This window comes from Methylobacterium sp. NMS14P (genome assembly GCF_028583545.1).
Classification (GTDB): Bacteria; Pseudomonadota; Alphaproteobacteria; order Rhizobiales; family Beijerinckiaceae; genus Methylobacterium.
Genome location: NZ_CP087106.1, coordinates 839233 through 865367 on the forward strand (window position 1 = coordinate 839233; position 26135 = coordinate 865367).

Annotated in this window: 24 protein-coding genes and 1 tRNA gene; 13 read left to right on the forward strand and 12 right to left on the reverse strand. The window is 72.0% G+C overall.

Annotated features, from left to right (window positions below; genetic code table 11):
• Positions 1 to 36 precede the first annotated feature (36 nt).
• A complete protein-coding gene (locus LOK46_RS03950) occupies positions 37 to 2637 on the forward strand; it encodes a sensor histidine kinase (protein ID WP_273562581.1) in 2601 nt (866 codons plus the stop codon).
• A gap of 37 nt (positions 2638 to 2674) precedes the next feature.
• Complete coding sequence (locus LOK46_RS03955) at positions 2675 to 3907, forward strand: MFS transporter (RefSeq protein ID WP_273562582.1); 1233 nt, start codon at positions 2675 to 2677, stop codon at positions 3905 to 3907.
• Between the two features lie 516 nt (positions 3908 to 4423).
• On the opposite strand, the gene tolB is transcribed toward LOK46_RS03955, so the two are convergent.
• The 4 genes from tolB to tolQ all read right to left on the reverse strand — a co-directional run bounded on the left by tolB (position 4424) and on the right by tolQ (position 8340).
• The gene (gene tolB, locus LOK46_RS03960; protein WP_273562583.1) at positions 4424 to 5761 is read right to left on the reverse strand and encodes a Tol-Pal system beta propeller repeat protein TolB; all 1338 of its coding nucleotides are present in this window, start codon (positions 5759 to 5761) and stop codon (positions 4424 to 4426) included.
• Positions 5762 to 5829: 68 nt separating this feature from the next.
• Positions 5830 to 7140 carry a cell envelope integrity protein TolA gene (gene tolA, locus LOK46_RS03965; RefSeq protein ID WP_273562584.1) on the reverse strand — a complete coding sequence of 437 codons (1311 nt, stop codon included), beginning with the start codon at positions 7138 to 7140 and terminating at the stop codon, positions 5830 to 5832.
• A 9-nt stretch (positions 7141 to 7149) separates the two neighbouring features.
• On the reverse strand, positions 7150 to 7596 hold the full coding sequence (locus tag LOK46_RS03970) for an ExbD/TolR family protein (protein WP_273562585.1): 447 nt from the start codon (positions 7594 to 7596) through the stop codon (positions 7150 to 7152).
• Between the two features lie 27 nt (positions 7597 to 7623).
• Positions 7624 to 8340 carry a protein TolQ gene (gene tolQ / locus LOK46_RS03975; protein ID WP_012317751.1) on the reverse strand — a complete coding sequence of 239 codons (717 nt, stop codon included), beginning with the start codon at positions 8338 to 8340 and terminating at the stop codon, positions 7624 to 7626.
• A 307-nt stretch (positions 8341 to 8647) separates the two neighbouring features.
• On the opposite strand from tolQ, the gene LOK46_RS03980 reads away from it, so the two are divergent.
• The gene (locus tag LOK46_RS03980; protein ID WP_273562586.1) at positions 8648 to 9436 is read left to right on the forward strand and encodes an HpcH/HpaI aldolase family protein; all 789 of its coding nucleotides are present in this window, start codon (positions 8648 to 8650) and stop codon (positions 9434 to 9436) included.
• A 14-nt stretch (positions 9437 to 9450) separates the two neighbouring features.
• Here LOK46_RS03980 and ybgC read toward each other — a convergent pair whose 3' ends face one another.
• The 3 genes from ybgC to ruvB all read right to left on the reverse strand — a co-directional run bounded on the left by ybgC (position 9451) and on the right by ruvB (position 12145).
• On the reverse strand, positions 9451 to 9903 hold the full coding sequence (ybgC, locus tag LOK46_RS03985; RefSeq protein WP_273562587.1) for a tol-pal system-associated acyl-CoA thioesterase: 453 nt from the start codon (positions 9901 to 9903) through the stop codon (positions 9451 to 9453).
• Positions 9904 to 9993: 90 nt separating this feature from the next.
• Positions 9994 to 10719: a DUF4142 domain-containing protein gene (locus LOK46_RS03990; protein ID WP_273562588.1), complete on the reverse strand. Its 726-nt coding sequence runs from the start codon at positions 10717 to 10719 to the stop codon at positions 9994 to 9996.
• Between the two features lie 370 nt (positions 10720 to 11089).
• The gene (gene ruvB / locus LOK46_RS03995) at positions 11090 to 12145 is read right to left on the reverse strand and encodes a Holliday junction branch migration DNA helicase RuvB (protein ID WP_273562589.1); all 1056 of its coding nucleotides are present in this window, start codon (positions 12143 to 12145) and stop codon (positions 11090 to 11092) included.
• A 279-nt stretch (positions 12146 to 12424) separates the two neighbouring features.
• On the opposite strand from ruvB, the gene LOK46_RS04000 reads away from it, so the two are divergent.
• Both LOK46_RS04000 and LOK46_RS04005 read left to right on the forward strand, forming a co-directional pair.
• Positions 12425 to 12655 (forward strand): hypothetical protein, encoded by a 231-nt coding sequence (locus tag LOK46_RS04000; RefSeq protein ID WP_273562590.1) that lies wholly within the window; start codon positions 12425 to 12427, stop codon positions 12653 to 12655.
• A 147-nt stretch (positions 12656 to 12802) separates the two neighbouring features.
• Positions 12803 to 13192 carry a hypothetical protein gene (locus LOK46_RS04005; RefSeq protein ID WP_273562591.1) on the forward strand — a complete coding sequence of 130 codons (390 nt, stop codon included), beginning with the start codon at positions 12803 to 12805 and terminating at the stop codon, positions 13190 to 13192.
• On the opposite strand, the gene LOK46_RS04010 is transcribed toward LOK46_RS04005, so the two are convergent.
• Positions 13164 to 13520 (reverse strand): hypothetical protein, encoded by a 357-nt coding sequence (locus LOK46_RS04010; RefSeq protein WP_273562592.1) that lies wholly within the window; start codon positions 13518 to 13520, stop codon positions 13164 to 13166. The two genes, LOK46_RS04005 and LOK46_RS04010, sit on opposite strands and share 29 nt — an antisense overlap.
• 74 nt (positions 13521 to 13594) lie before the next feature.
• On the opposite strand from LOK46_RS04010, the gene LOK46_RS04015 reads away from it, so the two are divergent.
• Together LOK46_RS04015 and LOK46_RS04020 are read left to right on the forward strand one after the other, a co-directional pair.
• Entirely contained in the window at positions 13595 to 14491 is an 897-nt protein-coding gene (locus tag LOK46_RS04015) for a GGDEF domain-containing protein (protein WP_273562593.1), read from the forward strand.
• 212 nt (positions 14492 to 14703) lie between these two features.
• A complete protein-coding gene (locus tag LOK46_RS04020; RefSeq protein WP_273562594.1) occupies positions 14704 to 15390 on the forward strand; it encodes a LuxR C-terminal-related transcriptional regulator in 687 nt (228 codons plus the stop codon).
• Positions 15391 to 15426: 36 nt separating this feature from the next.
• Here LOK46_RS04020 and LOK46_RS04025 read toward each other — a convergent pair whose 3' ends face one another.
• Positions 15427 to 16641: a DNA topoisomerase IB gene (locus tag LOK46_RS04025; protein WP_273562595.1), complete on the reverse strand. Its 1215-nt coding sequence runs from the start codon at positions 16639 to 16641 to the stop codon at positions 15427 to 15429.
• 137 nt (positions 16642 to 16778) lie between these two features.
• Between LOK46_RS04025 and LOK46_RS04030 the strand changes: the two genes are divergently transcribed.
• The 4 genes from LOK46_RS04030 (at position 16779) to LOK46_RS04045 (ending at position 20038) form a co-directional block, all read left to right on the forward strand.
• Positions 16779 to 17942: a glycosyltransferase gene (locus LOK46_RS04030; protein WP_273562596.1), complete on the forward strand. Its 1164-nt coding sequence runs from the start codon at positions 16779 to 16781 to the stop codon at positions 17940 to 17942.
• A 2-nt stretch (positions 17943 to 17944) separates the two neighbouring features.
• Entirely contained in the window at positions 17945 to 18604 is a 660-nt protein-coding gene (locus tag LOK46_RS04035) for a class I SAM-dependent methyltransferase (RefSeq protein ID WP_273562597.1), read from the forward strand.
• A 184-nt stretch (positions 18605 to 18788) separates the two neighbouring features.
• Entirely contained in the window at positions 18789 to 19355 is a 567-nt protein-coding gene (locus LOK46_RS04040) for an NAD(P)H-dependent oxidoreductase (RefSeq protein WP_273562598.1), read from the forward strand.
• 68 nt (positions 19356 to 19423) lie between these two features.
• The gene (locus LOK46_RS04045) at positions 19424 to 20038 is read left to right on the forward strand and encodes a cytochrome b (RefSeq protein ID WP_273562599.1); all 615 of its coding nucleotides are present in this window, start codon (positions 19424 to 19426) and stop codon (positions 20036 to 20038) included.
• Positions 20039 to 20081: 43 nt separating this feature from the next.
• On the opposite strand, the gene LOK46_RS04050 is transcribed toward LOK46_RS04045, so the two are convergent.
• Complete coding sequence (locus LOK46_RS04050; protein WP_273562600.1) at positions 20082 to 20972, reverse strand: AprI/Inh family metalloprotease inhibitor; 891 nt, start codon at positions 20970 to 20972, stop codon at positions 20082 to 20084.
• On the reverse strand, positions 20969 to 21934 hold the full coding sequence (locus LOK46_RS04055) for a 2-hydroxyacid dehydrogenase (RefSeq protein ID WP_273562601.1): 966 nt from the start codon (positions 21932 to 21934) through the stop codon (positions 20969 to 20971). Before LOK46_RS04055 ends, LOK46_RS04050 begins: the two co-directional genes overlap by 4 nt.
• Positions 21935 to 22178: 244 nt before the next feature.
• Between LOK46_RS04055 and leuC the strand changes: the two genes are divergently transcribed.
• Both leuC and LOK46_RS04065 read left to right on the forward strand, forming a co-directional pair.
• Positions 22179 to 23591, forward strand: coding sequence for a 3-isopropylmalate dehydratase large subunit (leuC, locus tag LOK46_RS04060; RefSeq protein WP_273562602.1), 1413 nt, complete (start codon positions 22179 to 22181; stop codon positions 23589 to 23591).
• Between the two features lie 67 nt (positions 23592 to 23658).
• Positions 23659 to 23743 (forward strand) — tRNA-Leu (locus LOK46_RS04065).
• A 571-nt stretch (positions 23744 to 24314) separates the two neighbouring features.
• On the opposite strand, the gene LOK46_RS04070 is transcribed toward LOK46_RS04065, so the two are convergent.
• A complete protein-coding gene (locus LOK46_RS04070; protein WP_012317769.1) occupies positions 24315 to 24449 on the reverse strand; it encodes a hypothetical protein in 135 nt (44 codons plus the stop codon).
• Positions 24450 to 26135 lie beyond the last annotated feature (1686 nt).

The following is a 26135-nucleotide window of genomic DNA, read 5'->3' on the forward strand; positions in this document are numbered from 1 at the left end:
GTCGGACAGCCATCGGGTACGGGGGCGGGGCAAACCATGGGTGTCGGTCGTGCGACACACGTTCGGATCGGCGTGGGCGCGCTCGCCCTGACGACGGCGAGCGCGGCCTTCGCCGAGCTGCCGGAGGCCGCCGCCGCGCATCCCGCGCGGGAGATCCACAGCGTGGCCGCCCTGGCGATCTTCGGCGGCCTCGTGGCCTTCGCGGTGATCCTGTCGCTCCTCCACCTCTACGAGCGCGGCCGGTGGACCCGCCGCGAGCGCGAGCTCGCCGCGACCCTCGACGTCCTGCGCGGGGCCCATGACCGGGCCGAGATGCTGCTCAACGCCGAGCGGCAGATCATCGTCACCTGGGATCAGCGCAGCGAGCCGGTGGTCGAGGGCGACATCAGCCTCGCCATCCACGGCGAGAGGCCGACCTCCGGCTACGCCCGCCGCGTGCTGGCCTTCGGCACGTGGCTCGTGGCCGCGGACGCGACCGCCGTGGAGGCCGCCGTGGAGACCCTGCGGGCACGCGGCACCAGCTTCGCGCTGAGCCTGCGGACCCAGACCGGCCGCAACATCGAGGCCCACGGGCAGGCCGTGGCGGGGCGGGCGCTCCTGCGCCTGCGTGAGACCAGCCAGGAGCGCTGCGAGATCGCCGACTTGCGCGCGACCCTGGACGAGACCCGCCGCGGGCTCTCGGCCCTGTCGGGGCTCCTCGACGCGATCCCCCAGCCGGTCTGGCGACGCAACCGCGAGGGCGGGCTGAGCTGGGTCAACGCCGCCTACGTGACGGCGGTCGAGGCGGAGAGCCGCGAGGCCGCCCTCGACGCCGGCCTGGAGCTGTTCGACCGGCCGGCCCGGGAGACGATCGCCCGCGAGGAGGCGGCCCGGTTCGCCGGCCTGACCCGGAGCGTCCCGCGCCTCTCGGCCATCGTGGCCGGCAACCGCCGGATGCTCGACGTGTTCGAGACCGGGCTCGAGACCGGCCGCGTCGGCATCGCCATCGACGTCTCGGAACTCGAGAGTGTGCGCGCCGACCTGCAGCGGCAGATGAACGCCAACGTCCGGACCCTCGACCAGCTGCCGACCGCGGTCGCGATGTTCGACGTCTCGCAGCGGCTGATCTTCCACAACGCCGCCTACCGGCAGCTCTGGGACCTCGACCAGGCCTTCCTCGATGGCCGGCCCTCCGACGGCGAGATCCTCGACCACCTGCGGGCGGAGCGGAAGCTCGAGGAGCACGCGGATTTCCGCGGCTGGAAGCAGGGCGTGCTGTCCGCCTACCGGGCCGCCGAGGCGAACCAGACCTGGTGGTACCTGCCCGACGGACGGACCCTGCGCGTGGTGGCTGATCCGAACCCGCAGGGCGGCCTGACCTACCTGTTCGACGACGTCTCCGACCGCCTGAACGCCGAGTCGCGCTACAACGCCCTGCGCCGCCTGCAGGCCGAGACCCTGGACACGCTGGCCGAGCCGGTGGCCGTGTTCGGCGCGGACGGGCGCCTGTCCGTCGCCAACCGCGCCTTCTTCACCGTGTGGCGGCTCGATCCGGAGATGGTCGAGGAGCGCCCGCACGTGGACGCGGTGATCGCCGCCTGCCGCGCGCTCGCCCCCGCCGAGGAGCCGTGGCTCGACATCCGCGACGCGGTGGTCGGCCTCGAATCGCGCACCGCCCGGACGTGCCGCCTGGAGGTGGTCGACGGCACGGTCCTCGACTGCGCCGCGCAGCCGCTCCCGGAGGGCGCGACGCTCCTGACCCTGATCGACGTCACGGCGAGCGTGAACGTCGAGCGGGCGCTCACCGAGAAGAACGACGCCCTGGAGAAGGCCGCGCAGCTGCGCGACACCTTCGTGCACCACGTGTCCTACGAGCTGCGCTCCCCGCTCACCAACATCATCGGCTTCACCCAGCTCCTCGGCGACGAGACCGTCGGCGCGCTGAACGAGCGGCAGCGGGAATATGCCGACCACATCATGCGCTCCTCGGCGGCGCTGCTGGTGATCATCAACGACATCCTCGACCTCGCCTCGATCGACGCCGGCTCGCTCGAGCTGCAGCGGGAGGAGGTCGACGTCCAGGCGACGGTCGAGGCCGCGGTCCGCGGCATCGAGGACCGGCTCGCGGAATCGCACATCACCCTCGCCCTCGACGTGCCGGAGGATATCGGCAGCGTCCACGCCGACGGGAAGCGGGTCCGCCAGATCCTGTTCAACCTGCTCTCGAACGCCGTCGGCTTCTCGGATGCCGGCCAGCGCGTGGAGGTCCATGCCCGCCGGACCGCGCAGGAGCTTGTCTTGAGCGTGCGGGATCACGGCCGCGGCATGCCGCCCGAGATCGCCGATTCCGTCTTCAACCGGTTCGAGAGCCACACCCTCGGCACGCGCCACCGGGGCGTCGGCCTGGGCCTGTCGATCGTGCGCTCCTTCGTCGAGCTGCACGGCGGCCGGGTCCTGCTGGAGACGGCGCCGGGCACGGGCACCCGCGTCACCTGCACGTTCCCGACCGAGACCGAGGGCGAGGCCCGGCGCGAATCGCCCGAACTCAGGCCGCCCGTCCTGCCGCCTCTACCGCCACCACTGCCGCGCAAGCCCACCCTGACGCTGCAGTCGAGCCGGCCCGAGCCGCCGACATCGGACCGGCGAACCTCACCGTAGCGCTTGATTCTTCGGCCGGTCCCGCGCAGCAGGGGGCATGTCCGCGCATGATCGTTCCGGCTGGGCCGTCTTCGGCATCGGCGACTTCCGCCTGTTCGGCTCGGCCCGGTTCCTCACGGGCCTCGCCTACCAGATGCAGGCGGTGGCGATCGGCTGGTTCGTCTACGACCTGACCCATTCCGCCCTGGCGCTGGGCCTCGTGGGCCTCGCGGGCTTCCTGCCGGCGGTGCTGTGCGCGCTGATCACCGGCCACGTCGCCGACGCCTACGACCGGCGCCTCGTCGGCGCCGCCGCCTTCGCCCTCCAGAGCGCGGCGAGCCTCGGCCTCCTGGCCTGCGCCCTCGCGGGCGTGCACTCCGTCTGGCCGATCTACGCCCTCGTCATCGTCGTGGGCACGGCCCGGGCCTTCGCCAATCCGGCCCTGCAGGCGCTGCTGCCGACCCTGGTGCCCGGCCCGCACTTCAGCTCGGCGATCGCGTGGAACGCGTCCCTCTGGCAGAGCGCGTCCGTGATGGGGCCGGCGCTCGGCGGCTTCCTCTACGCCCTCGGTCCCGCCGTCGTGTTCGGCCTCGCGGGGGGCAGCTTCGCCCTGGCCAGCTTCCTGACCCTGCTGATCCGTTTCCGGCCGGCAGCGGTGAGCGAGCGGCCGCCGATCACCTGGGCCGCGCTGTCGGCCGGCATCGACTACATCCGCTCGCAGCCTGTGGTGCTCGGGGCGATCAGCCTCGACCTGTTCACGGTGCTGCTCGGCGGCGCCACGGCGCTCCTGCCGATCTACGCCGGGGAGGTGCTGCATGTCGGCCCCCTCGGCCTCGGCGCGCTCCGGAGCATGCCGGCCTTCGGGGCGGTCGCCATGGCGGTGCTGCTGGCGAACTACCCCCTGCGGCGCCACGCGGGCGTGCGCATGCTCCGCGCCGCCGCGGTGTTCGGCGCCGCCACCGTCGCGTTCGGGCTGTCGACGTCGCTGCCGCTGTCGATGGCCTGCCTGTTCGTCACGGGCGCCGCCGACATGATCTCGGTCTACGTGCGCCAGACCTTCGTGCAGGGCGAGACGCCGGACGCGATGCGCGGCCGCGTCTCGGCGGTGAACACGGTGTTCATCGGCGCGTCGAACGAGCTCGGGGAGTTCGAATCGGGGCTGCTGGCCGCCGCGATCGGGGCGGTCCCGGCGGTGGTGGTCGGCGGCGCCGCGACGGTCGGGGTCGCGCTGCTCTGGGGCAAGCTCTTTCCGGCACTGAAGGCCCGCGACCGGCTGATGGTGCAGGAATAGCGCGCCGTCACGCGGCTGCGGACGTGTTGCGCCTCAGGTGACCGCGGTGTCGATCGCCGCTCCGCGAGCCCGGCCGCGACGCCCGCGGGTGTTAAGACGACGAACAGGAGCGGGATGCGACGCGCGCCGATCGGCGGTGTGCATCGCTGCGCCGGCTCGCGCCGCCTCGGTCCTGGCCGCCGGAGGCGGGCCCGGGCTCCGGAACCGCGGCGCGGGTGGACACGCTCGGCGCGCCGGCAGCCCGGGTTCCCCGCGGGCCGGCCTCGGGATGACGGTACGGGGCGATTCCGCGCGTCCCGGACCCCGGCCGGGCACGTACGAGATCCCAGAGCCGTTCCTGAATGCGTCAGGGCGGGAGCGATCGCCGAGCCCGCGCCGCACGCAGCGCGGGTCGCCTCTCCCGTGCGAGAGGGGCGCGGCGCGGCTGTCTCAACCGGAGCCGCACGTCCTTCCAGACCGTTGCAGCACGATCGGGAACGGCCCCGCAGCCCGGCTTGTGAGCCGGGCTCGACGGCCTCAGCGGCCCGACAGCAGCGGCGACCAGGTCGGGTCCGACGCGTAGGCGGGCGTCGGGACCGGCTGCTCCACCTTGCCGGTGATGTCGACCATGAACAGCTTGCCGCCGCCCTGGCCGCCGGGATCGCGGAAGAACAGCACGTACTGGCCGTTCGGCGCGAAGGTCGGGCCCTCGTTGTGGAAGCCCTCGGTGAGCACGCGCTCGCCGGAGCCGTCGGGCTTCGAGACGCAGATGGCGAAGCCGCCGTTGCGCTGGCGGGTGTAGGCGATCAGGTCGCCGCGGGGCGAGAAGGCCGGCTGCGAGGCCGAGCCGGCGCCGAAGGTGATCCGGTGCGGGTTCGAGCCGTCCGCTCCCATGACGTAGACCTGCTGGGAGCCTCCGCGGTCGGACTCGAAGGCGATCTGCGAGCCGTCCGGCGAGTAGGTCGGCGAGGTGTCGATCGCCATGCCGTTGGTGATCGAGCGCTGGGCCTTCGAGGCGAGGTCCATCGTCACGATGTCGGCGTTGCCGCCCTGCTGGACGCTCATCACGATCTTGCGGCCGTCCGGCGAGAAGCGCGGGCTCGCGCTCATCGAATCGACGTTGCCGAGCGCCTGGCGGGAGCCGGTCTCCAGGTTGATCATCTGCACCCGCGGCTGGTGGCCGGTGGCCTGGGCCATGAAGGCGATGTCCTGCGTGGCCGGCGAGTAGCGCGGCGCCACGATCGACATCTCGCCGGTGGTGATCGCCCGGACATTGGCGCCGTCCTGGTCCATGACCATGAGGCGCTTGCGGCGGTTCTCCTTGGGGCCGGTCTCGTCCACGAAGGCGATGCGGCTGTCGAACCAGGGGCCGAGACCGGTGATCTTGGTGTAGACCCCGTCGGAGATCAGGTGGCCGGTGCGCCGGATGTTGGCGGAGTCGGTGCTGTATTGCTGGCCGGTCATCTGCTGACCGTTGGTCACGTCCCAGAGCCGGAACTCGACCTTGACCCGGCCGCCGTCGCGGACGACGCGGCCGGTGACGAGGCCCTGGACGCCGGTGGCGCGCCACTTCTCGAAGTTCGGCGCGGCGTCGAAGTTCGGCTGCTCGGGGAAGCGGGCGTGATCGAGCGGCGTGAAGTAGCCGGAGCGGCGCAGGTCGTTGGTGACCACGCCGGAGACGAGGCCGGCGAGGCTCGGGTCGCCGCCGAAATCCGCGATGGCGATGGGCATCGGCTGGAAGTTGCCGCCGCCGATGCGCAGCTGCAGCTGCGCCTGGGCCGGCCCGGCCAGGACGGCCGTCAGCAGGGTGAAGACCGCGATCAGGCGCGCGGCGAAGGACGTCGGGAGGCGCCCGACGGAGGGCAGGTGCAGCATGGTGGGTCGGATCCGAGTGACGATCTGACGGGGCGGCCGGATCAGGGCGGAAGAAGGGCTGGAAACCCTCAAGTCGCCGTGAACTCGAACTCCGCGTTGATGGCCTTCCAGTCGTTGTAGTACGGCGCGTAGGTGGCCGGAATGTTGTACGGCGCGCAGCGGCGGACCGCCCGGAGCGCGGCCTGCGCGATCGACTGGTCCACCGAACTCGACCCGCCGCGCATGATCCGCGGCTCGGTGCTGAGCGAGCCGTTCGGGTTCAGACGGATGTCGAGCACCGGCAGGACCACGCCCTGGGCCGCGCCGGGCGGCGCCGAGTAGCAGCGCTCGATCTGCTGCTGGAGCAGGCCGACCAGGGCGTCGCGCAGCGACGGCGACAGGCGCTGCGCGTTGCCGGTCGCGGCGCCGAGCGCCGCCACCTTCTGCACCGCGTGGCCGGTGGCGCCGGTCGACTGCGACGGCGCCTTCGAGGCGAGCACCGAGCGGATGTCGCCCGCGTTGAACTTGTCGGCGAGCTCGGCCTGCTTGCGCGCCTTGGCCTCGGCGTCGGCTTTGGCCTTCGCGTCCGCCATGGCCTTGGCCTTCGCCTTCGCGGCCGCCTCGGCTTTGGCGGCCTCGGCTCTCGCCTTGGCGGCGGCCTCCGCCTTCTCGCGCTCGGCCTCGGCTTTGGCCTCCGCGATCTCCTTCTGGCGCTCGGCTTCCGCCTCGGCCTTGGCCTTCGCGTCGGCGGCCTTCTTGGCCGCCTCCTTGGCGGCCTCGGCCTTCTTCGCGGCGGCGGCCTTCTGGGCGGCCGCCGCGGCCTCGGCCTCCTGCTTCTCGATCAGCTTCTCGAGCTGCTCGCGCTTCTCGGCGTCGGCCTTCGCGACCGCCTCCGCCTTGGCCTTCGCCTCGGCCTTGGCGGCGGCAGCCTTCTCGGCCGCCGCCTTCTCGGCCGCTTTCTCGGCCGCCTTGGCGGCGGCTTTCTCGGCGGCTTTCTCGGCGTCGCGCTTCTCCTGCGCGGCCTTCGCGGCCTGGGCCGCCTCCTGCGGGTCGGGCTCGCCGCGCAGCGGCATCTCGTCCGCGTTGGCGAGCTTCATCTCGGCCGTGCGGGTCGGCGCGGTCGGCGCGTCCTGCTTGGAATTCTCGGGCTCGCGCTCCTCGAACTTCTCGGCCTGGCGGTCAGCCCGCGACGTGGCGTTCGGCATCGGCTTGTCGGCCTGACGCTCGCCCTTGGTGATCTCGGAGAACTGGTTCTCGGTGATCACCTCGACGGGCACGCCCTCCTGGGCCTCCGGCAGGGCCGGGGCCGCGACGCTGACCAGCGCCAGCGCGAGCAGCGCGACGTGGGTGCCGGCGGAGATCCAGACACCCGGTTCCTTGCGGTCGAAGCGGAACTCCACGGGACAGCCCTACTGATGCTCAGGCTCGGTGACGAGGGCGACCTTCTTGAAGCCGCCGCCGGTCACGATCGCCATCACCTGCGCCACGCGGCCGTAATCGACCCGCTTGTCGCCGCGCACGAAGACGCGCTCCTCGGTGCCGGTCTTGGCCGTCTCCATGAGCTTCGGCACGATCGTGTCGTCGGTGAGCTCGTCCTCGCCGAGGAAGACCTGGCCGGTCTGGCGGATCGACAGGGTGATCGGCTTCACGTCGGAATTGAGCGGCGAGGCCTTGGACTGCGGCAGGTCCAGGGGCACGCCGACGGTCATCATCGGCGCCGCGACCATGAAGATGATCAGGAGCACGAGCACGACGTCGATGAACGGCGTCATGTTGATCTCGTTGATGGGTCCGCCGCGGCGGCCCCGGCGCCGGCGGCGCTTGCCGACCTGCGATGCGCCCGCTGCCATGCCCATGGATCAGTCTCCTCTGGATCAGCCGGTTCAGGCGGCGAGCGGCAGCCGCTCGTCGATCTGGCGGGAGAGGATGGCGGAGAACTCGTCGGCGAAGCTCTCCAGCCGCGACTGCGCCTTGGAGACCTCGGCCTGGAGCTTGTTGTAGGCGAGCACCGCCGGGATCGCGGCGAACAGGCCGATCGCGGTGGCGAACAGCGCCTCGGCGATGCCGGGGGCGACGACCGCCAGCGAGGTGTTCTTCGAGGCCGCGATCGACGTGAAGGCGGTCATGATGCCCCACACCGTGCCGAACAGGCCGATATACGGGCCGGCCGAGCCGATCGAGGCCAGGAACAGCAGGCGGGATTCCAGCCGCTCGACCTCCCGGTGGATGGTGACGTCGAGCTGCTTCTCGATGCGCTGCGACAGCGACTGGATCTGCCGGCCCGAGCCCTCGAAGCTGCGCTTCCACTCGCGCATGGCGGCCACGAAGACGGCCGCGAGGCCGGTGGCCGGGCGGTCGTTGAACGAGCGGAACAGCTCCTCCAGGGAGCGGCCGGACCAGAACGCGTCCTCGAACGCGTCCATCTCGGCCTTGGTCCGGCGGAACAGCAGCGTCTTGTCGACGATGATCGACCAGCACCAGATCGAGGCGCTCAGCAGCCCGATCATCACGATCTTCACGACGAAGTGGGCCTGCAGGAACAGGCCGAGCAGCGTCATGTCGGCGACAGGCGCGGCCTGCATCGCGTCGGCTGGGTTCATCCGTCGAGGTCTCCTGCTCCGGATCGCGATGCGCCGGGCGAGGCCCGCGTCCGCCGGATCCGTGAGCGATATCAACGCTGTCGCCCGCGAATCTGTCGAAAGTAAGGGCCGTCGGCGGCCCCGCGCCCCGCCGTGGCATCGCCCCCGTTAAGGGCGCGGCAGGGTTAAGGATCGGTTTCGATCCGGGCGATCCTGAGGCATGCGCCGTCGTCCGCCGGGCCGTTCGGGCTGGACCTGCCGAAAGTGCCTCCCGTATGGTCGCGGCCCGCGGCGCCGAGTCGACAGCCCTGAGATTCGCAGGACGCGCATGACCCTCCCCGTTCCCAGCCTGCCCGATCTGCTGCCCACCGGCCCGGCCCGGTTCCTGGGCTGGTCCATGATCGCCGACCCGATGCTGGCCGGCTTCCTGGCACGCGCGGGGTTCGACGCCGTCCTGCTGGATCAGCAGCACGGCACCTACGACTACAAATCGTCCTGCGCGGCGATCACCGAGGTCGCCCTCGCGGGCAAGTCGACCCTGGTGCGCGTGCCGGTGGGCGACTTCGCCATGGTCTCGCGGATGCTCGACGCGGGCGCCGCCGGCGTCGTGGCGCCGATGATCAACACCGTCGCGGATGCCGAGGCCCTGGCCGCCGCCGCGAAATTCCCGCCGGTCGGCCAGCGGAGCTGGGGTCCGGACCGGGCCATGTGGCTGTCGGGACTCCGGAACGGCGCGGACTACCTCGCGGGCGCCAACGACCGGGCGCTCACGATCGCCATGTGCGAGACCGAGGCGGGGATCGCCGACTTGGAGGCGATCCTCGCCGTGCCGGGCATCGACGGAGTCCTGGTCGGCCCCGCGGACCTGTCGATCGCCCTGTCCAAGGGGGCGACCATCGACCCGCTGGGATCGGCGGTCACGGCGGCCCTCGGAGAGATCGCGCGCAAGACCCGGGCAGCGGGCAAGATCCCCTGCGCGTTCGCGCCGTCGCCGGCGCGGGCCCGGGAGATGGTCGGGATGGGCTACCAGCTGGTCTCGGTCGAGTACGACGCGCTGACCATCGTCAACGCCTTCGCGCGGGTCCTGTGCGAGGCCGACCCGTCGCGGGCCGGCTGACGCCGGGCCGAGCTCTAGGCGGGGTCGCCCGGTGCGAGCCGCCGCCGCAGCGCGTCGGGCAGGCGGACGGCGCGGCCGTTGCGCACGCAGGCGACCGTGACCTCCGCGGAGACCAGCACCGTGTCGCCGCGCCGAACGTCCTGCGCGAGCTGCATCGACGCGCCGAGCAGGGCGCGGGTGCGGGTGACGACGGTCAGCAGGTCGTCCATCCGGGCCGGTCGGAGGAAATCGAGGCTCATGCGCCGCACCACGAAGACGAGGCCGCGCGCGTCGCGGTGCAGGTCCGACTGGTCGCCGGCGAGGTCCCGCAGCAGTTCCGTGCGGCCGCGCTCGAGGAAGCGCAGGTAGCTGGCGTGGTAGACGAAGCCCGAGAAATCGGTGTCCTCGTAGTAGACGCGCACGCCCAGCCGGTGCGGCGGGGTGTCGTCCTCCGCGGACTCGTCGGTGCCGGGCTCGATCGCGCTCATGCGCCCCTTTAGCGACGGGTGGCGCGGGGGCGCAACACGGCGAGGGCCGCCCTGGGGCGGCCCTCGCGCGGATCACGCGTTGCGCGCGGTTCAGCCGCCGATGCGGGCCGCGATGGTCGCCGAGTGGGCGTGCTCGTCGGCGATGTACGGCAGGGCCTCGGTGGCGAACTTGCGGCCCTGGGCGTTGTCGCCCTGCTTGGCGTAGGCGTCGTAGAGCGCCAGGGTGCGGGCATCCGAGCGGGCCTGCTGATCGATGTAGGTCCGGTCGAAGGACCGGCCGTTCGGGGCCGCCTGGAGCTGCGCCAGCCGCGCCTGGCCGCGCTCGCCGAGGGCCACCCGGCGGCCCGGCTCGGCCGGGCTGTTGTCGACGATGCCGACCGCGCCGAGGGCGCCGCCGACGATCCCGGTGCCGATGTTGGCCGCGATCGTGACCGGCGCGAGCACGAGGCCGACCGGGTTGCTCAGGTCGGTGCGGATGCCCTGGTTGTCGGAGACCACCGAGCCGTTGCGGGTCAGGGAGGTGTTCGGCGGCAGCAGCGCGTCCGTGGTCGCCTTGCGCTCGACGAGGACGCGGTTGGCGTAGTTGCGGACCTGCGGGTTGCGCGACCGCTGAAGGGCGATGCGGCTCGCCTCGATGCTGGCGGCGTCCGAACGCAGCGCCTCGGCCCGGAAGGCGGGGGTCTCGGTCGCGGCGGCGCCGACGCCGTCCTGGTTGGCGAAGGGCAGAACGCGGATCGGCAGGGCGTCCTGCGCGAAGGCGGGCGCCGAGATGGCGGCGACGGACAGGCCGAGCACGGCGAGCGTAAGCTTCTTCATGGCGGAAGTTTATCCCTGACGTTGTTCTTGAGGTCGCGAAGATCTGCCGCGATCGGAGAGACAGGACCCCGATCGAGACAGCCTTGCCGGCGCCGGGCGGACCCGGCGCGGTCGCCTCCACAACTGTCGCGTTTCAGCGCTGTTCCACGCGCTCCAACACTTTTCTACACTGCGAGGACCTTCGACGCCCGCGCCTAAGCTTGACAATATTGATCCAAGATCGTCAGGGAAAAAGGCATTCGTCGCAGCGACTTGCCGATATCGCGACGCGAAACCGCGCCGGGCGCGGCGCGGATCACGGAGCGGGCCGCGCATGTGCCGAGGGAAATGCTGATCCGAACTCAATGCATGGAGGAGCGAGCGCCGGTCCTCACGGCTCCTCGTCACCGAAGAAGCCGAATTGCCCGGGCGTCTCGCGCGTCGGTTCCGGCATCTGCATGTGCCGGTAGGCGTGCCGGGTGAGGACGCGGCCGCGGGGGGTGCGCTGCACGAAGCCGCGCTGGATCAGGTAGGGCTCGATGATGTCCTCGATCGCGTCCCGCGGCTCCGACAGCGCCGCCCCGATCGTCTCGATGCCCACAGGCCCGCCCCCGAACGAGCGCGCGATCAGGCTCAGGTACTTGCGGTCCATCACGTCGAGACCCGCCCCGTCCACGTCGAGCAGCTGCAGCGCCCGGTCGGCGATCGCCCGCGTCACCGTCTCGGCCTCCGCCACGATCGCGAAGTCCCGCACCCGCCGCAGAAGCCGCCCCGCGATCCGCGGCGTGCCCCGCGCCCGCCGGGCGATCTCGTTGGCGCCCTCCGCCGACATGCCGAGGCCCAGCACCCGCGCGCCGCGCGCCACGATCTGCTCCAGCTCGTCGATCTCGTAGAACTCCAGGCGGATCGGGATCCCGAACCGGTCGCGCAGCGGCGTCGTCAGCAGGCCGGCGCGCGTCGTGGCGCCGACCAGGGTGAACTTCGGCAGCTCGATCTTGACCGAGCGCGCCGCCGGGCCCTCGCCGATGATCAGGTCGAGCTGGTAATCCTCCATGGCCGGGTAGAGGATCTCCTCGACCGCCGGGTTGAGCCGGTGGATCTCGTCGATGAACAGGACGTCGCGCTCCTCCAGGTTGGTGAGCTGGGCGGCCAGATCCCCGGCCTTGGCGATGACCGGCCCGGAGGTCGAGCGGAAGTTCACGCCGAGCTCGCGCGCCACGATCTGCGCGAGCGTGGTCTTGCCCAGGCCCGGCGGGCCGACGAACAGCACGTGGTCGAGCGCCTGCCCGGTCTTCTTCGCCGCCTCGATGAACACCTGCATGTTCGCCCGCGCCGCACGCTGACCGATGAACTCGGACAGGCTCAGAGGACGGATCGTCTGGTCCGCGTCGTCGGTGCGCTTCTCCGGCGTCAGGAGCGCGTTGGTCGGAGGCTTCGGCTTGCTCATGAACCCTGCTTCGTGGACCGTGCCGCGGCCCGCGATGGGCGGTCTCGCAGGACGGCTGGGCACCGGCGCGTCCGGTTTTGTTCTTCCTTACCCGTGAAAGCCGGGAAGTCTAAGCGCCGCGGCCGGGCGTCACGACCCGGCGCGTGGCCGGGTGCCGTCACCGGCGGTGTGAGCGAGCGCACGGGCCGCCGCCGTCGATGCTGACGCGATGCAACCGAACCGTCGGCCCGCGCATTCCTGGACCAAACCCCCAAGCACGGCCGCAGGGCGCATTTCCTCATGAAACTCCGTACAATCGCTGCCGCCGCAGCCGGCACCGTCATGCTCGCCTGGCCGCTCGCGGCCCAGGCCGCCAACGGCCCGGCCGAGACCAAGGTCGCCGAGGCCAATCCGCAGGTTCATCCCGTCTCGGCGGAGCGAGACGACGACGTCACCTGCAGCCGGGCCCGCCGCCGCCTGTGGATCGAGGGCGAGGGCTGGGTGGTCCGGCGGATCACGACCTGCCGCTGACCGGTCCGCGTCGGGGCCGATCGGTTGGGCATGACGGGGCCGTTACGCACTCTGCGCGACTGGAGGCGCGGAACGGCCGGTGATCCGGTCTGTTGGCCCCGCATCCGGCGCGGACCGCGCGCGCCGACACCCATCGGAGCCGGCCTCATGGCGAACCGGATGATCCTGACCCTGCTCGCCCTCGCGGCGGCGGCACCCGCCTCGGCGCAGACCTTCCGGAACGCCGATCCCTACGCGCCGGTCGCCTACGCGCCCGGATACGCCGCCGATCCGGGTTTCGCCGGCGAGTTCGTGCGCGGGACCTATATCGGCGCCCCGCTGACGCGGGTGCCGCGCCCGACCCAGATCGTGCCCAGTCCCTGGAGCTACGGCACCTACGGCGTCCCGACGGTGACCGGCATCCCGGCCGCTCCGGCGGCCCAGCCGACGCTGACGGTGATCAACGCCGCCCCCCGCGGGCGCCGCGGCGAGCGCGCCGCCGGCGCCGAACCGGTCGCGGGGGCCCGGGTCATCGCGGTTCAGGTTCCCCGGCGCTGAGCGCCGCGAACCACGCCGCGTAGGGCGTGTTGCGGACGAGGTGCCGGTTCAGGTCGGGGGCACCGTCCGTCCACCAGACCGGCCCGCGCTCGCCGAGCGCGATCTTGGCCGCGTCGACCTCGGCCCTGGCGGAAGCCAGCGCGCCCGCGGCGTCCGGCTCGCCCGCCCGCTCGGCCCGCTTGGCCTCCTTCACGCCCCGACGCGCCGCCATCAGGCGCTTCACCAGCGCCGCCCGGCAGGCTTCCGACAGGTCGGGGTTCGCGCGGCGCCACAGACGTTCCCGGACAACGATATAGCGCTGATCCGGAGTGGTAATGGCCGCGCTCATACCGGGGTTCAGCTCCGTTGGGGGGAGGTTAAGCCTTCCAGCTTACACCGCGGATATCAGTTGCGGGTCACGCCATGCAGATCGTTATCGTCGACTCGAGCCGCGTCGTGCTGCAGATCATCGCCTCCCTGATCGAGCCGCGGGGCCACGCGGTGCACCCCTTCACGGATTCGGAGCGGGCGCTGGAATTCCTGGCGGCGACGCCCACGGTCCGGGTCCTGATCACCAGCCTGGAGGTGCGGCCGCTCTGCGGGCTCGAGCTCTGCTGGTCGGCCCGGCTGCTGGCGGAATCCCGCGGGCCGCTGCACGTCATCACCATGTCGTCGGCCCGCAACGTCCGCAGCCTCGCCGAGGCCCTCGACAGCGGCGCCGACGACTTCATCGAGAAGCCGCCGAGCGCCGAGGAGCTGAACGCGCGCCTGCGCGCGGCCGAGCGCCTGACCACCATGCAGGAGGAACTGATCCGCCTCGCCGAGACGGATCCGCTGACCGGCTCCTACAACCGGCGCGCCTTCTTCAACCGCGCGCGCGCCGCCGCGGCGCGGGACCCGAGGCCGGGCGCCGTCTCGGCGATCCTCCTCGACATCGACCACTTCAAGCGCATCAACGACGCGCACGGGCACGATGTCGGCGACGTGGCGATCAAGGCCGTGGCCGAGTCGATCTCCGGCTCCGGGATCGCGGGACGCCTCGGCGGCGAGGAATTCGCCGTCATCCTCCCGGGACGCGGCCTCGGGGAGGCCGTGGCGCATGCCGAGCGCCTGCGCGGCGACGTCCAGGCCCTGCAGATCCGCGGGGCCAAGGGTCCGATCGCGCTGAGCTGCAGCTTCGGCGTCAGCACGTGGCGTGACGGCGACAGCGTCGAGGCCCTGGTCAAGCGGGCGGATGTCGCGCTCTACGCGGCCAAGGGCGGCGGCCGGAACCGGGTGGTGGCGGATCAGGGCGAGGGCGTCCGCGCTGTCGCGCGCTGACACGGACCGCCCGTCCCAGATCGGCACAGTCCGTCGAGCGGTGTCCCACGGTCGTCCCGGATCGGCGCATTGATTCGCCGAGTATCCGTTTCCGGGCATCGATTCTGCCAATATAAAGCTTAATATTCGCGAGTTGTTGCTGGAACGGATCTTGGAACTTCGCCTTCGATCCCGGCCGCCTGTATCAAGCCGGGAGAGAGAGGTGCGAGGTCATGAGTACGGCCGTTGGCGTCCTGATCCTGGATGAGCCGGAGGACCTGAGCGCGACGGTTCGCGCCACCCTCGAGCACATGCCCGAATTCCACACCATCGGCGAAGCCGATCTCGACCGCGCCGACGCCGGCAGCAGCGTCGCCCTGGTCTTCCTCGACGAGATCCGGCTGGCCGACGGGATCGCCCGCATCGTCGCCCTGAAGGAGCGCCAGCCGGCGCTCCGCACGCTGGTCGCCTTCGGCGCCCTCACGGCGGACGATCTGCGCGCCCTGCTGGCCGCGGGCGCCGACGCCTTCGTGGCGCGCTCCAAGTCGCCGCGCGAACTCGGCGCGGCGCTGCTCGCCCTGGCGGAGGGCTCCGACGTCCTTGTCCCGCCGGAGCAGCCGGTGGCGATGCCGCCGGAGGCGGGCGAGAGCCTCGGGCTGACGCCCCGCGAGGCGGAGGTCCTGCGCTTCCTCAGCTCCGGGTTCAGCAACAAGGAGGTCGCGCGGCGGCTGGCGCTCAGCGTGCGCACGGTGGAGACCCACCGGCTCAACCTGCGGCGCAAGACCCAGACCGGCCGGCTGAAGGACCTGGTCTCGCTGGCCCGCCAGCTCGGCCTGGCCCCCGTGGTCGACTCCGGCGACCAGGTCCGGCGCGCCACCGACAACCGCTCCTCGGGCAACGACAACCAGTCCCGGCACTGAGAGGAGGGATCGGGCGGTCTCGCGGAGACCGCCCCCCTAAGCGGCCGCGGCCGCCTTCCCGGCTCCGGACGCCCGCTTGGCCGCTGCCGCTCCGCTCTTCGACCGCTCGGGCGCCTTCGTCCCCCGGCCCCGCGCGCCCGCCGGCTTGATCCGCCCGCCGGCCTTGGCGGTGTCCTCGACGGCGGAGAGGCGCGCCTGCAGCAGGCCCAGCACCGCCGCCTCCTCGGGCCGGAGGCTGGAGAGGTCCTCGCTGAGCTCCGACTCGACCGCATCCTTCACTTGCAGGAGCAGGCCGCCCTCCAGGTAGCAGTCGAGGATCTGCGGGTGGATGTAGCACTTGCGGCAGACCGTCGGCGTGTTGCCGAGGCGGCCCGCGACGTTCTCGATGGCCGCGCGGATGTTGCGCTTGGCCCCCGCCTCGCTGTCGAAGGTCTCGAACTCCCGCAGCGCCAGCGCCGCCAGAACCGTGCCGGCCCAGGTGCGGAAATCCTTCGCGGTGAAGTCCTCGCCGGTGATCTCGCGCAGGTACGCGTTCACGTCCGAGGAGGTGACGTCGCGCTGGGTGCCGTCCGGGTCCAGATACTGGAACAGCTCCTGGCCCGGCAGGTCCTGGCAGGCCTTGACGATCCGGGCGACCCGCCGGTCCTTCAGCGACACGTCCCAGGTCTTGCCGCTCTTGCCCTTGAAGCGGAACGACAGGGCCGACCCCTCGATCCGGACGTGGGGATCGCGCAGAGTCGTCAGGCCGTAGCTCTTGTTGGTCCGCGCGTAGTCGTCGTTGCCGACCCGGATCAGCGTGGTCTCGAGCAGGTGGACCACGGTGGCCAGCACCTTGTCGCGCGAGAGGCCCGGCCGCTTCATGTCGGCGTCGACGCGCCGGCGGATGCCCGGCAGCGCGTCCGCGAAGGCCATGATCCGCGAGAACTTGTTGGCCTCCCGCGCCTGCCGGAAGTCGGGGTGATAGCGGTACTGCTTGCGCCCCTTGGCGTCGCGGCCCGTCGCCTGGATGTGGCCGTTGCGGCGGGGGCAGATCCAGACATCCGTGTAGGCGGGCGGGATCGCGAGGCTGCGGATGCGGGCCAGCACCGCCTGGTCGCGCACCGGCGCGCCCTTCGCGTCGAGGTAGCGGAAGCCGGTGCCGCTGCGGCGGCGGGTCAGTCCGGGCCGGCCGTCATCGACGTAGACGAGCCCGGCCTCCTCGGCCGCGGCGCGGAGGTCTCCGCCGCTCTCCGCCGTCTCGACACATGCCATGAACAGCCCCTCCCATCGACGCCGCCCGGCTGCCCAGCCCGGCGAGAAGGCCTTGGACAACCGGCGGTACGGGACCGCCGTTCCGGGCCTGCACATCCGCCGCAGGACGTGCCCCGCCGCCGTGCTAGAGGGGGCGGATGCAGTCCGATGCCGCCCCCGGGAATCTGCCCGTTCCGATGCGCCGCCTGGTCTTCGTGGTGACCGAGGACTGGTTCTTCGCCTCCCATTTCCTGCCGATGGCCCGCGCCGCCGTCGACATGGGCCTCTCGGTCGCGGTGGTGACGCGGGTCCGCGCGCACCGGGCCGCCATCGAGGCGACCGGCGCGCAGGTCGTTCCCCTGGAGGCCGAGCGGGCGAGCCTCAACCCCATGGCTGCGGGCTACGCGGCCGGGCAGCTCGCGGCGATCCTCAAGGCGCTGAAGGCCGACATCGTCCACTGCATCGCCCTGCGCGGCATCCTGGTCGGCGGCACTGCCGCCGCCATGGCGGGTATCCCGTCCCGCGTCTTCGCCCTGACCGGCCTCGGCCTCGTCGGTGCCCGGAGCGACCGGCTCGGTCGGGCGGCGCGCCTCGCCCTGCGCGCGCTGATCCGGGGACCGCTCGCCTCGTCCTGGACGCGCTTCCTGTTCGAGAACCCCGACGACGCCCTGGCCCTGGGCCTCGACCCGCTCGACCGATCGGTGACCGTGGTGGGCGGCGCGGGCGTCGATCCGACGATCTTCGTCCCGCAGCCGCTGCCGCCGATGCCGCCGCTGCGGGTGGCGGTCGTCGCCCGGATGCTCTGGTCGAAGGGGATCGACGTCGCCGTCGAGGCGGTCCGCCTCGCCCGGACCCAGGGCGCGACCGTGGAGCTGGCGCTGTACGGCGCGCCGGACCCGTCGAACCGGCGGGCGATCGACGCCGACACCCTGCGCGCCTGGAGCCGCGACGGCATCGTCTGGCACGGGCCGACGACCGCCGTGGCGGCGGTCTGGGCCGGCCACCACGTCGCCTGCCTGCCCTCCCGCGGCGGGGAGGGCCTGCCGCGGACGCTGCTGGAGGCCGCCGCCTGCGGCCGGGCGCTGGTCGCGTCCGACGTCCCGGGCTGCCGCAGCCTCGTGCGCGACGGCGTCGAGGGCCTGCTGGTTCCCCCCGACGACGCGCCGGCCCTGGCCGCCGCCCTGGTACGCCTGAGCGGCGATGCCGGTCTCGTCGCCGGCCTGGGCGCGGCCGCGCGTGTCCGGATCGAGACCGGGGGCTTCACCGAGGACGCGGTGACCGACCAGGTCCGCGCCGTCTGGCGCGACCTGCTGGAGGCCTGACCGTGCGCGCACCGGACGATCCCGCCGGCTTCATCCGCGCCAACACCCGCCTGCTGCCCGTCCCCCACGCGCCCGAAATCCGCCTGCACGTCGCCGACGAGGCGACGGATCTCTGGCAGCGGACCGAGGAGGAGTTGCAGGCGATCGGGCTGCCGCCGCCGTTCTGGGCGTTCGCCTGGGCGGGCGGCCAGGCGCTCGCCCGCTACGTCCTCGACAATCCGGACGTCGCGGACGGGGCACGCGTGGTGGATTTCGCCTCGGGGTCCGGCCTGGTGGCGATCGCGGCGGCCCGCGCCGGGGCGCGCCACGTCGTCGCCAGCGACCTCGACCCTTTCGCCATGGCGGCGATCCGGCTGAACGCCGCGGCGAACGGCGTCGGCGACCGCGTCGCGGCAACCTCCGACGATCTCCTCGCCACGGATCCCCGGGCCGATCTCGTCCTGGCGGCCGATGTGTTCTACGAGCGCGACCTGGCCGAGGCCGTGACCGCATGGCTCGTCCGGTTGCAGGCGCGGGGCGTCACCGTGCTGATCGGCGACCCGGGCCGCACCTACCTGCCGCGGGACCGCCTCGACTGCCTCGCGACCTACGCGGTGCCGGTCTCGCGCGCGCTGGAGGATTCCGAGATCAAGCGCAGCCATGTCTGGCGGCTCCGCGGGTGACGGCCCCGTCGAGACGGTCGCGCCGGACCGCCGCCCGCGCGGCCGCGCCGAGGCTTTATCCGACGCGGGAATGCGTTACCGTCGAATCGACGCGTGTCGCGTGCCGCGCATGCGCCAGAGTGTCTGAAGGCCCGGATCGGGGCGTGCTGCGGCGGAAGGTTTCGTGGTGAGTGTCGAGTCGAGTGTGAAGCCCAGCCGTGCCCGCGTCGTCGCCTTCTCGGGCAGCGCCAAGCGGCCCTCGCGCACCCGCATCCTGGTCGAGGCCCTCGGCGCCGAACTCGGGCGCCTGCGCGGCATCGACCTCGCCGTATACGACCTGATGGATGCCGGTCCGGGCCTCGGCGCGACGCAGCGGGACGACCTGTCGGCACCCGCCGCCCGCCTCATCGAGGCGATCGAGGCGGCGGACGCGCTGATCGTCGGGACGCCCGTGTATCAGGGCGGCTATGCCGGGCTGTTCAAGCACGTCTTCGACTTCGTCGATCCGGCCCGAATGATCGGCATGCCGGTGGCGCTGACCGCGACGGGCGGGGGCCTGCGCCACGCCCTGGTGGTCGAGCACGGGCTCCGGCCCCTGTTCGGCTTCTTCGCGGCCCACGTCGCACCGACCTCGGTCTATGCCGGCTCCGACGATCTGGTGGACGGCCGCATCGTCGACGAGACCGTGGCGGTCCGGCTGCGCGCCGCGGCCGCGGAGCTCGACGCCCTGCTCGACGTGTCGCGGACGGCCGCGAGCGGCCCGAACGGCTGACGGGGGACCTCCCCCGGCCTGGGGCGGGCCCTAGATCGGACAGGGACCACGCTCATCCGCGAGGGATCATGTCAGGCTCTCCGCTCACGGCCGGCAAGGCGCCGACCGCGCTGCCCGCCACCTACGTCACGGCATCCGGATTGCCGCGCTACCATCCGGTGTCGCAGGCGCTGCACTGGCTGAACGCCGCCCTGGTCCTGGCGGTGCTGCCGCTCGCCTGGGTCGCCATCAGCCTGCCGCCGACACCGGCCAAGGGCAGCATGTTCGTGCTGCACAAGTCGGTCGGCCTGACGATCCTGGCGATCGTGGTCCTGCGGATCCTCTGGCGGATGATCCGGCCGGCGCCGCCGGATCCGCAGGCGCCCCGGCTCCTGACGCTGATCGGGCGCGTCAACCACTACCTGCTCTACGCGATCTTCCTGATCATGCCGATCAGCGGCTACCTGCTGAGCGCGCTGTCGGGGCGCGACACGCCGTACTTCTGGCTGTTCACGATCCCGGGCCTGCCGAAGGACGAGACGACCCAGAAGGTCTTCGAGTCGGTCCACGTCTTCGGCCAGTGGCTCGTCTACGCCCTGGTCCTGCTGCACATCGCCGGCACGGCGTGGCACCTGATCATCCGGCGCGACGGGCTGCTAGAGCGGATGCTGCCGGTCCAGGACGGGCGCGGCTCGTCCCGCTGACGCCGCCCGTCGTCGGAAGCGCGGCCGCGGCCGCGCGGTGCGCTCAATCGACGCGGCGCAGGACGAAGGTGGTGCCGACCTCGGGATCGCGCCGCCAGCGACCGTCGCCGTTCGGCACGAGGTCGATGCTGTGGCCGCGCTTCGCGGTCAGCGTCATCCGGCCGTTCGTGTAGCGCCAGCGCACCGGGTCGAACACCTCCAGGCCGCTGTCGTGGCAGCCGGGGACGATGTGCACGGCGCCGCCGGTCCCGTCGAGGTTGATCCGGCAGGTGTCGCGCTGCTGGAAGCGGTCGAGGGCGTAGAGTCCCGGCGCCGGCCCCGCCGAGGCGGTCGCCGCCGGCTGCAGCTCGGCCGGGACCCGGGCCGCGGTCTGGAGCGGGGCGGGGGCCGGGCTCGCCGGATCCGCGGGAGCGGCCTCGGGCGCGGCCGCAGCGTCGGCCGGCCGCATCGCGACGATGTCGAGGGGGACGAGACTGTAGTGCTCGCCGCCCTCGGCCTGCGCCACGAGGCTGCGCTGGTCCGGCCGCTTGGCGAAGTCGAGGACCGGGCGGACGTTGCGGTCGACGAGGCGGACGGCGCCGTCGACGAAGAGCCAGCCGGCGACCCCGTTCAGCACCGGCAGGGCCCGCCGGCATCCGGCCGGGAAGCGCAGCCGCTGCCCCGCCTCGCCGCTGTCGAGCACCAGGGTCATGACGCAGCGGCGGTTGGTGCCGTCGCGGGACAGGTCCCAGGTTCCCGGCACCTGCCCGAGCTTCTCGGGCAGGCTCGGCGGCGCGGTCGGGGCCGGAGGCGCCGCGAGCGTCTCCGCGGCCGGCGGCGGGGGTGCGGCCTCGTCGGTGGCGGCGGGCACGTCCTGGGCGGCGGCCGGTCGGACGATCGCGGCGGTCGCGATCAGCGCCGATGCGGCCAGCAGGGCGGCCTGAGCCTGTCTCACGCGGTCGGTCTCCAGGGGGTCTCGGCGACGGGCGTCAGCGGACCCCGTCCCTCGAACCACGAGACGACGTTGTCGACGACGAGCTGGGCCATCGCCGCGCGGGTGTGCTCGGAGGCCGACCCGACATGCGGCAGCAGCACCGTGTTGTCGAGGGCGGCGAGATCCGCGGGCACGTGCGGCTCGTTCTCGAACACGTCGAGACCGGCGCCCAGGATCGTGCCCGCCTTCAGCGCCGCGGTCAGCGCCGCCTCGTCGACGAGGGTGCCCCGGGCAACGTTGATCAGGATGCCCTCGGGGCCGAGCGCCTCCAGCACGGCCGCGTCCACGAGGTTGCGCGTGTCGGCACCGCCGGGCGCCACCACGATCAGGATGTGGACCGCGCGGGCGAGGCCGATCAGCGTGTCGTGATACGTGTAGGGAACGTCCGCCTGCCGGCTGCGGCCGTGATAGTCGATCGCGACGCCGAAGCTCTCCAGGCGGTGGGCGATCGCCCGCCCGATCCGGCCGAGACCGAGGATGCCGACCCGCCGCCCGCGCAGGGACGCCGTGAGCGGGAAGGGCGCCTTGGGCCAGTGGCCGTCCCGCAGGTATCGGTCGGCCTGGGGGATCCGCCGAAGGGTGGCGAGGACGAGGCCGAGGGCGAGGTCGGCGACCTCGTCGGTGAGGACGTCCGGCGTGTTGGTGACGACGATCCCGCGCCGCTGCGCCCCGGCGGCGTCGACGGCGTCGTAGCCCACGCCGAAATTCGCGATCAGCTCGAGGTTCGGCAGCCGGTCCATCAGCGCCCCGTCCACCGCGCCGCCGACGCACAGCGCGCGGATCCGCGGGCCGACCTCGGCGAGCAGCGCCTCCGGGTCCGCGGCCTCCGCCAGCCGGTGGACCCCGTAGCGTCCCGCGAAGGCCTTCTCCACCAGCGGGTGCATCTTCCGGAGCAACAGGATCTCGACCGGGGCCTCAGCCATCGTTCACTCCCACGTTCGGCCGCCCGTCGGTGCCGGCCGCCTTCCCCATCTGGGCATAGAGCCTGTGCGGGGTGGCGCGCCAGCGCGCCGGAGCCGCCGGCGGTGACAACCGCGCGGATCAGCCGGGCGGCCAATCGACCGGCACAGGGCTCGCCTCTTTCGAAAACCGCGCGCGATGCCTACTAAGGACCACGCATCATCGCGAGAGTTCTGCACCGACCCCATTCGCCGAAGACGAAGACCGATGACCAGCCCGCGCACCCTCTACGACAAGATCTGGGACGACCACGTCGTCGATGTCCAGCCGGACGGCTCCAGCCTCCTCTACATCGACCGGCACCTCGTCCACGAAGTGACGAGCCCGCAGGCGTTCGAGGGTCTCCGCGTGGCCGGCCGCAAGGTGCGCCACCCGGAGAAGACGCTCGCCGTCGTCGACCACAACGTCCAGACCTCGGACCGCTCGCAGGGCATCGAGGATCCGGAGAGCCGCACGCAGCTCGAGGCGCTCGCCGAGAACGTGCGCGACTTCGGCATCGAGTTCTACGACGCCCTCGACCGGCGCCAGGGCATCGTCCACATCATCGGCCCCGAGCAGGGCTTCACGCTGCCCGGCCAGACGATCGTGTGCGGCGATTCGCACACCTCGACGCACGGCGCCTTCGGGGCGCTGGCCCACGGCATCGGAACCTCTGAGGTGGAGCACGTGCTCGCCACCCAGACGCTGGTGCAGCGCAAGGCCCGGAACATGCGCGTCTCCGTCGACGGCACGCTGCCGCCCGGCGTGACCGCGAAGGACATCATCCTGGCGATCATCGGCGAGATCGGGACCGCCGGCGGCACCGGCCACGTCATCGAGTATGCCGGCGAGGCGATCCGCGCGCTCTCAATGGAGGGCCGGATGACGATCTGCAACATGTCGATCGAGGGCGGTGCCCGCGCCGGCATGGTCGCCCCCGACGCGACGACCTTCGCCTACGTGAAGGACCGCCCGAAGGCGCCGAAGGGCGCGGCCTACGACGCGGCCCGCCGCTACTGGGAGAGCCTCGTCACCGATGAAGGCGCCTACTTCGACCGCGAGGTGCGCCTCGACGCCGCCAACCTGCCGCCGATCGTCAGCTGGGGTACGAGTCCCGAGGATGTGATCTCGATCCAGGGCCGCATCCCGGACCCGTCCGAGATCGCCGACGAGAACAAGCGGCAGTCGAAGGAGAAGGCGCTCGCCTATATGGGCCTGACTCCGGGGACCCGGATCACCGACATCACCCTGGACCGGATCTTCATCGGCTCCTGCACCAACGGCCGCATCGAGGACCTGCGCGAGGTCGCCCGGGTCGTCGGGGACCGGAAGGTCCACGACGGCGTCTCGGCGATGATCGTGCCGGGCTCCGGCCTCGTGAAGGCGCAGGCGGAGGCCGAGGGTCTCGACAAGATCCTGAAGGCGGCGGGCTTCGACTGGCGCGAGCCGGGCTGCTCGATGTGCCTCGGCATGAACCCGGACAAGCTGCGTCCGGGCGAGCGCTGCGCGTCGACGTCGAACCGCAACTTCGAGGGCCGCCAGGGTCCGCGCGGGCGCACGCACCTCGTGTCCCCGGCCATGGCGGCCGCCGCGGCGGTGGCCGGACACTTCGTCGACATCCGGGAGTGGCCGCAGGGCTGAAATCCCGATTGACGCCGGCGGCTCCGTTGCCTAAACGGAGCCGTCGCCGGCCGATGGCCGGCGGCGAGCCCAGGTGGCGGAATTGGTAGACGCGCTGGTTTCAGGTACCAGTCTCGCGAGAGGTGAAGGTTCGAGTCCTTTCCTGGGCACCAAATGCCTGACAGCAGCCCGCCAACGCATTGGCGGGCTTTGTTGTTTCTAGGGGCCGAGAATCCCGGACCGTTCCCTTCGGCGCGATCGGCCACACGGAGTTGCCCCGCTCGTGCCGGACTTCGACTCGACGTGCCATAAAACTCATCCGTTCCGTTGGCGGCGCGCGCGCGGGCGCTGGATGCTTACCTGACGCGCGCGTGCCGAGGATCGGGCGCGGGGAAGCAGTTGTCCGTCGAACGAGACGCTCGAGGGCGTGGCCTGCCGGCCTGCGCGCGAATCGTGCTGGCGACGGTCGGACGGGCGGAGCGGCGAGGGGACCCGGCCGATCCGACAGGCCGTCTCGGGCTCGGGCGGGCCGCCGTCCGACCCGGAGACTGGAACCGCGCCGCCATCCCGCGCGTAGACCGAGCCTCGACATTCCCCCAGCGAGATCACCTCGAACCGCCCGGCCCCGGCCGCGGCGGTTTTTTCGTGCCCGGCGCCTCGCTGGCGCAGTGCTCGCGACGACGCGACGTCCGTCCAGGGATCCACTCAGCTCCGCCGACCTCGCCCCGCGCGGAGCTCTCTCGATCAGGCTGCGGTGACGCGACGGTAGCTCGCCGCGAATGCCTCGGCCTCCTCGTGCGTCAGATCGGTGACCACCAGCCCCGGCGCGTAGACCGTCCAGCGGCCGTCGTTGTCCTCCGACATCCGGATCTCGACCACCGCGGACCTCCTCGATTGCGAGTAGAAGCTCGTGATGAGACTGACGAATTCTTGCGCGGGATCAATACCTCTTAAGTTGCTGGCGCTCGGGGCCCCGGTGCGGAGGCGCGTGGCGGCATCCGCGGATAGCCGCAGTCCGTCGGCGCGGGCCTCCTCTCGCCCGGAATCCCCGAGCGGGACCGCCGGTCACCGGCATGGGCACGGCGCGGTAACCGCCGCCGGCTATTCTGTCCGCGAGCCAAGTTGCGTATCGGCTCGGCTCACTCGCTGGTGAGATCAGGCGCTCCCCCGCCCCGTGAGCAGATCGGGGCGGGGCCGAGCGGGCCTACCGGCCGAGTGACGGGCCGCCCGACGAGCCGCCGGTGCCGGGCGGCCCGCTGGTTGGGGTGCCGCCGATGTTGACGCCCGGCGTTGTGCCTGGGATCGGCGAGTTACTCGGATTGGCCTCATACCCTGAGTTGATCGGGCTCGGCCCGAGATCCCGATCCCCACGGGGCCCGCGCCTCCGGTCGTCGCCGGCGGTGCGACCCCGGTATTTCCTGCGCCGCCCGTCACCGTCTGCGCCGAGACTGGCCCGGCGAGGGCAACCGATAAGGCACCGGCGAGCGCCGCGAGCGTGCGCGTCATGAAGTCGTCCCTGCGATTGCTGTCGCACCGGAATGGCTGGGACCGAGCCAAGTTCTGCGATGGGCGCGTCCATCACCCGCGAGCAGCTCGCCAGCCCGCGGCCTCCGCCTCGTCCTCGCCGCATCACATGCGCTCGCCTGAGCCCGTGTGGGTCACGGTCAGCTGCTCGCGCGACGTCCAGCCTCTCAGCCAGACCATACCGTGGTCCTGCCGGCACGGCGCATTTCCATCCGAAACGCGCGGCACGGCGAGCACGGGGTCGGAGCGCATGGCGGCGGACCGATCGGGCCGAAGTCAGTGTCTACGCAGTCAGACCCTCAGATTTACGCTGTGTATACCTCATTCGCAGGTTTCATTGGGGCAGCACTGCGCTAAAGACGGCGCTGGCGATTTGGAAGTCAGTCGCCATCAGCGATGACTCAGACAGCCCGGCTCAGCGAGCCGGGCTTCTCTTTGCCTGCCGGCACGATACGATCCGGGCGGATCTAGTCCTTTCGGCTCCCACGGCCCGGATCCGAAGACGCCCGCCCGGTTCGGCGCACTGGCGGGCTTTTCTTCGGCCTAGCTGGAACCTGCAGGACGCGACGAGCTTGTCGCTCGACCCCGCAGCGTCTCAATATTCGAGTCGGAGACCGGAGAGATCGATGCACGTCGAAGCCATCTTCGCTGCTGCCTTACTTGCCGGCTTCGTCGAGTTTGCGTGCCTCTGCGAAGAGGCGCCGATGTCTTCCGACGACTAAGCGACAGGTGTCGCGCCTCGAAAGACGCTGCTGAGAGCGTGCGCCCCCGGCGGTGCGGCGCGTGACCTTCCGAGTTCGAGGCCGCGACTGTTCCCCGGGCCTCGGCTTGGCCCCTGAGCTTCACATGCCGGCTCGCGCCTGCGCTCCATGCCGACTCCGTCCGATGGCACGGGCCGTTTCGTGCGCGGATAGCTGACACAGGGAAATTCAGGCTCGCGCCTATCGTCCGATCCTAGACCATCGCCGGCACATCGATCCGGGCCGTAGAGCCGTTCCCGATCGGATCGGGACGGGGGTGATCGCCGAGCCCGTACCGAAC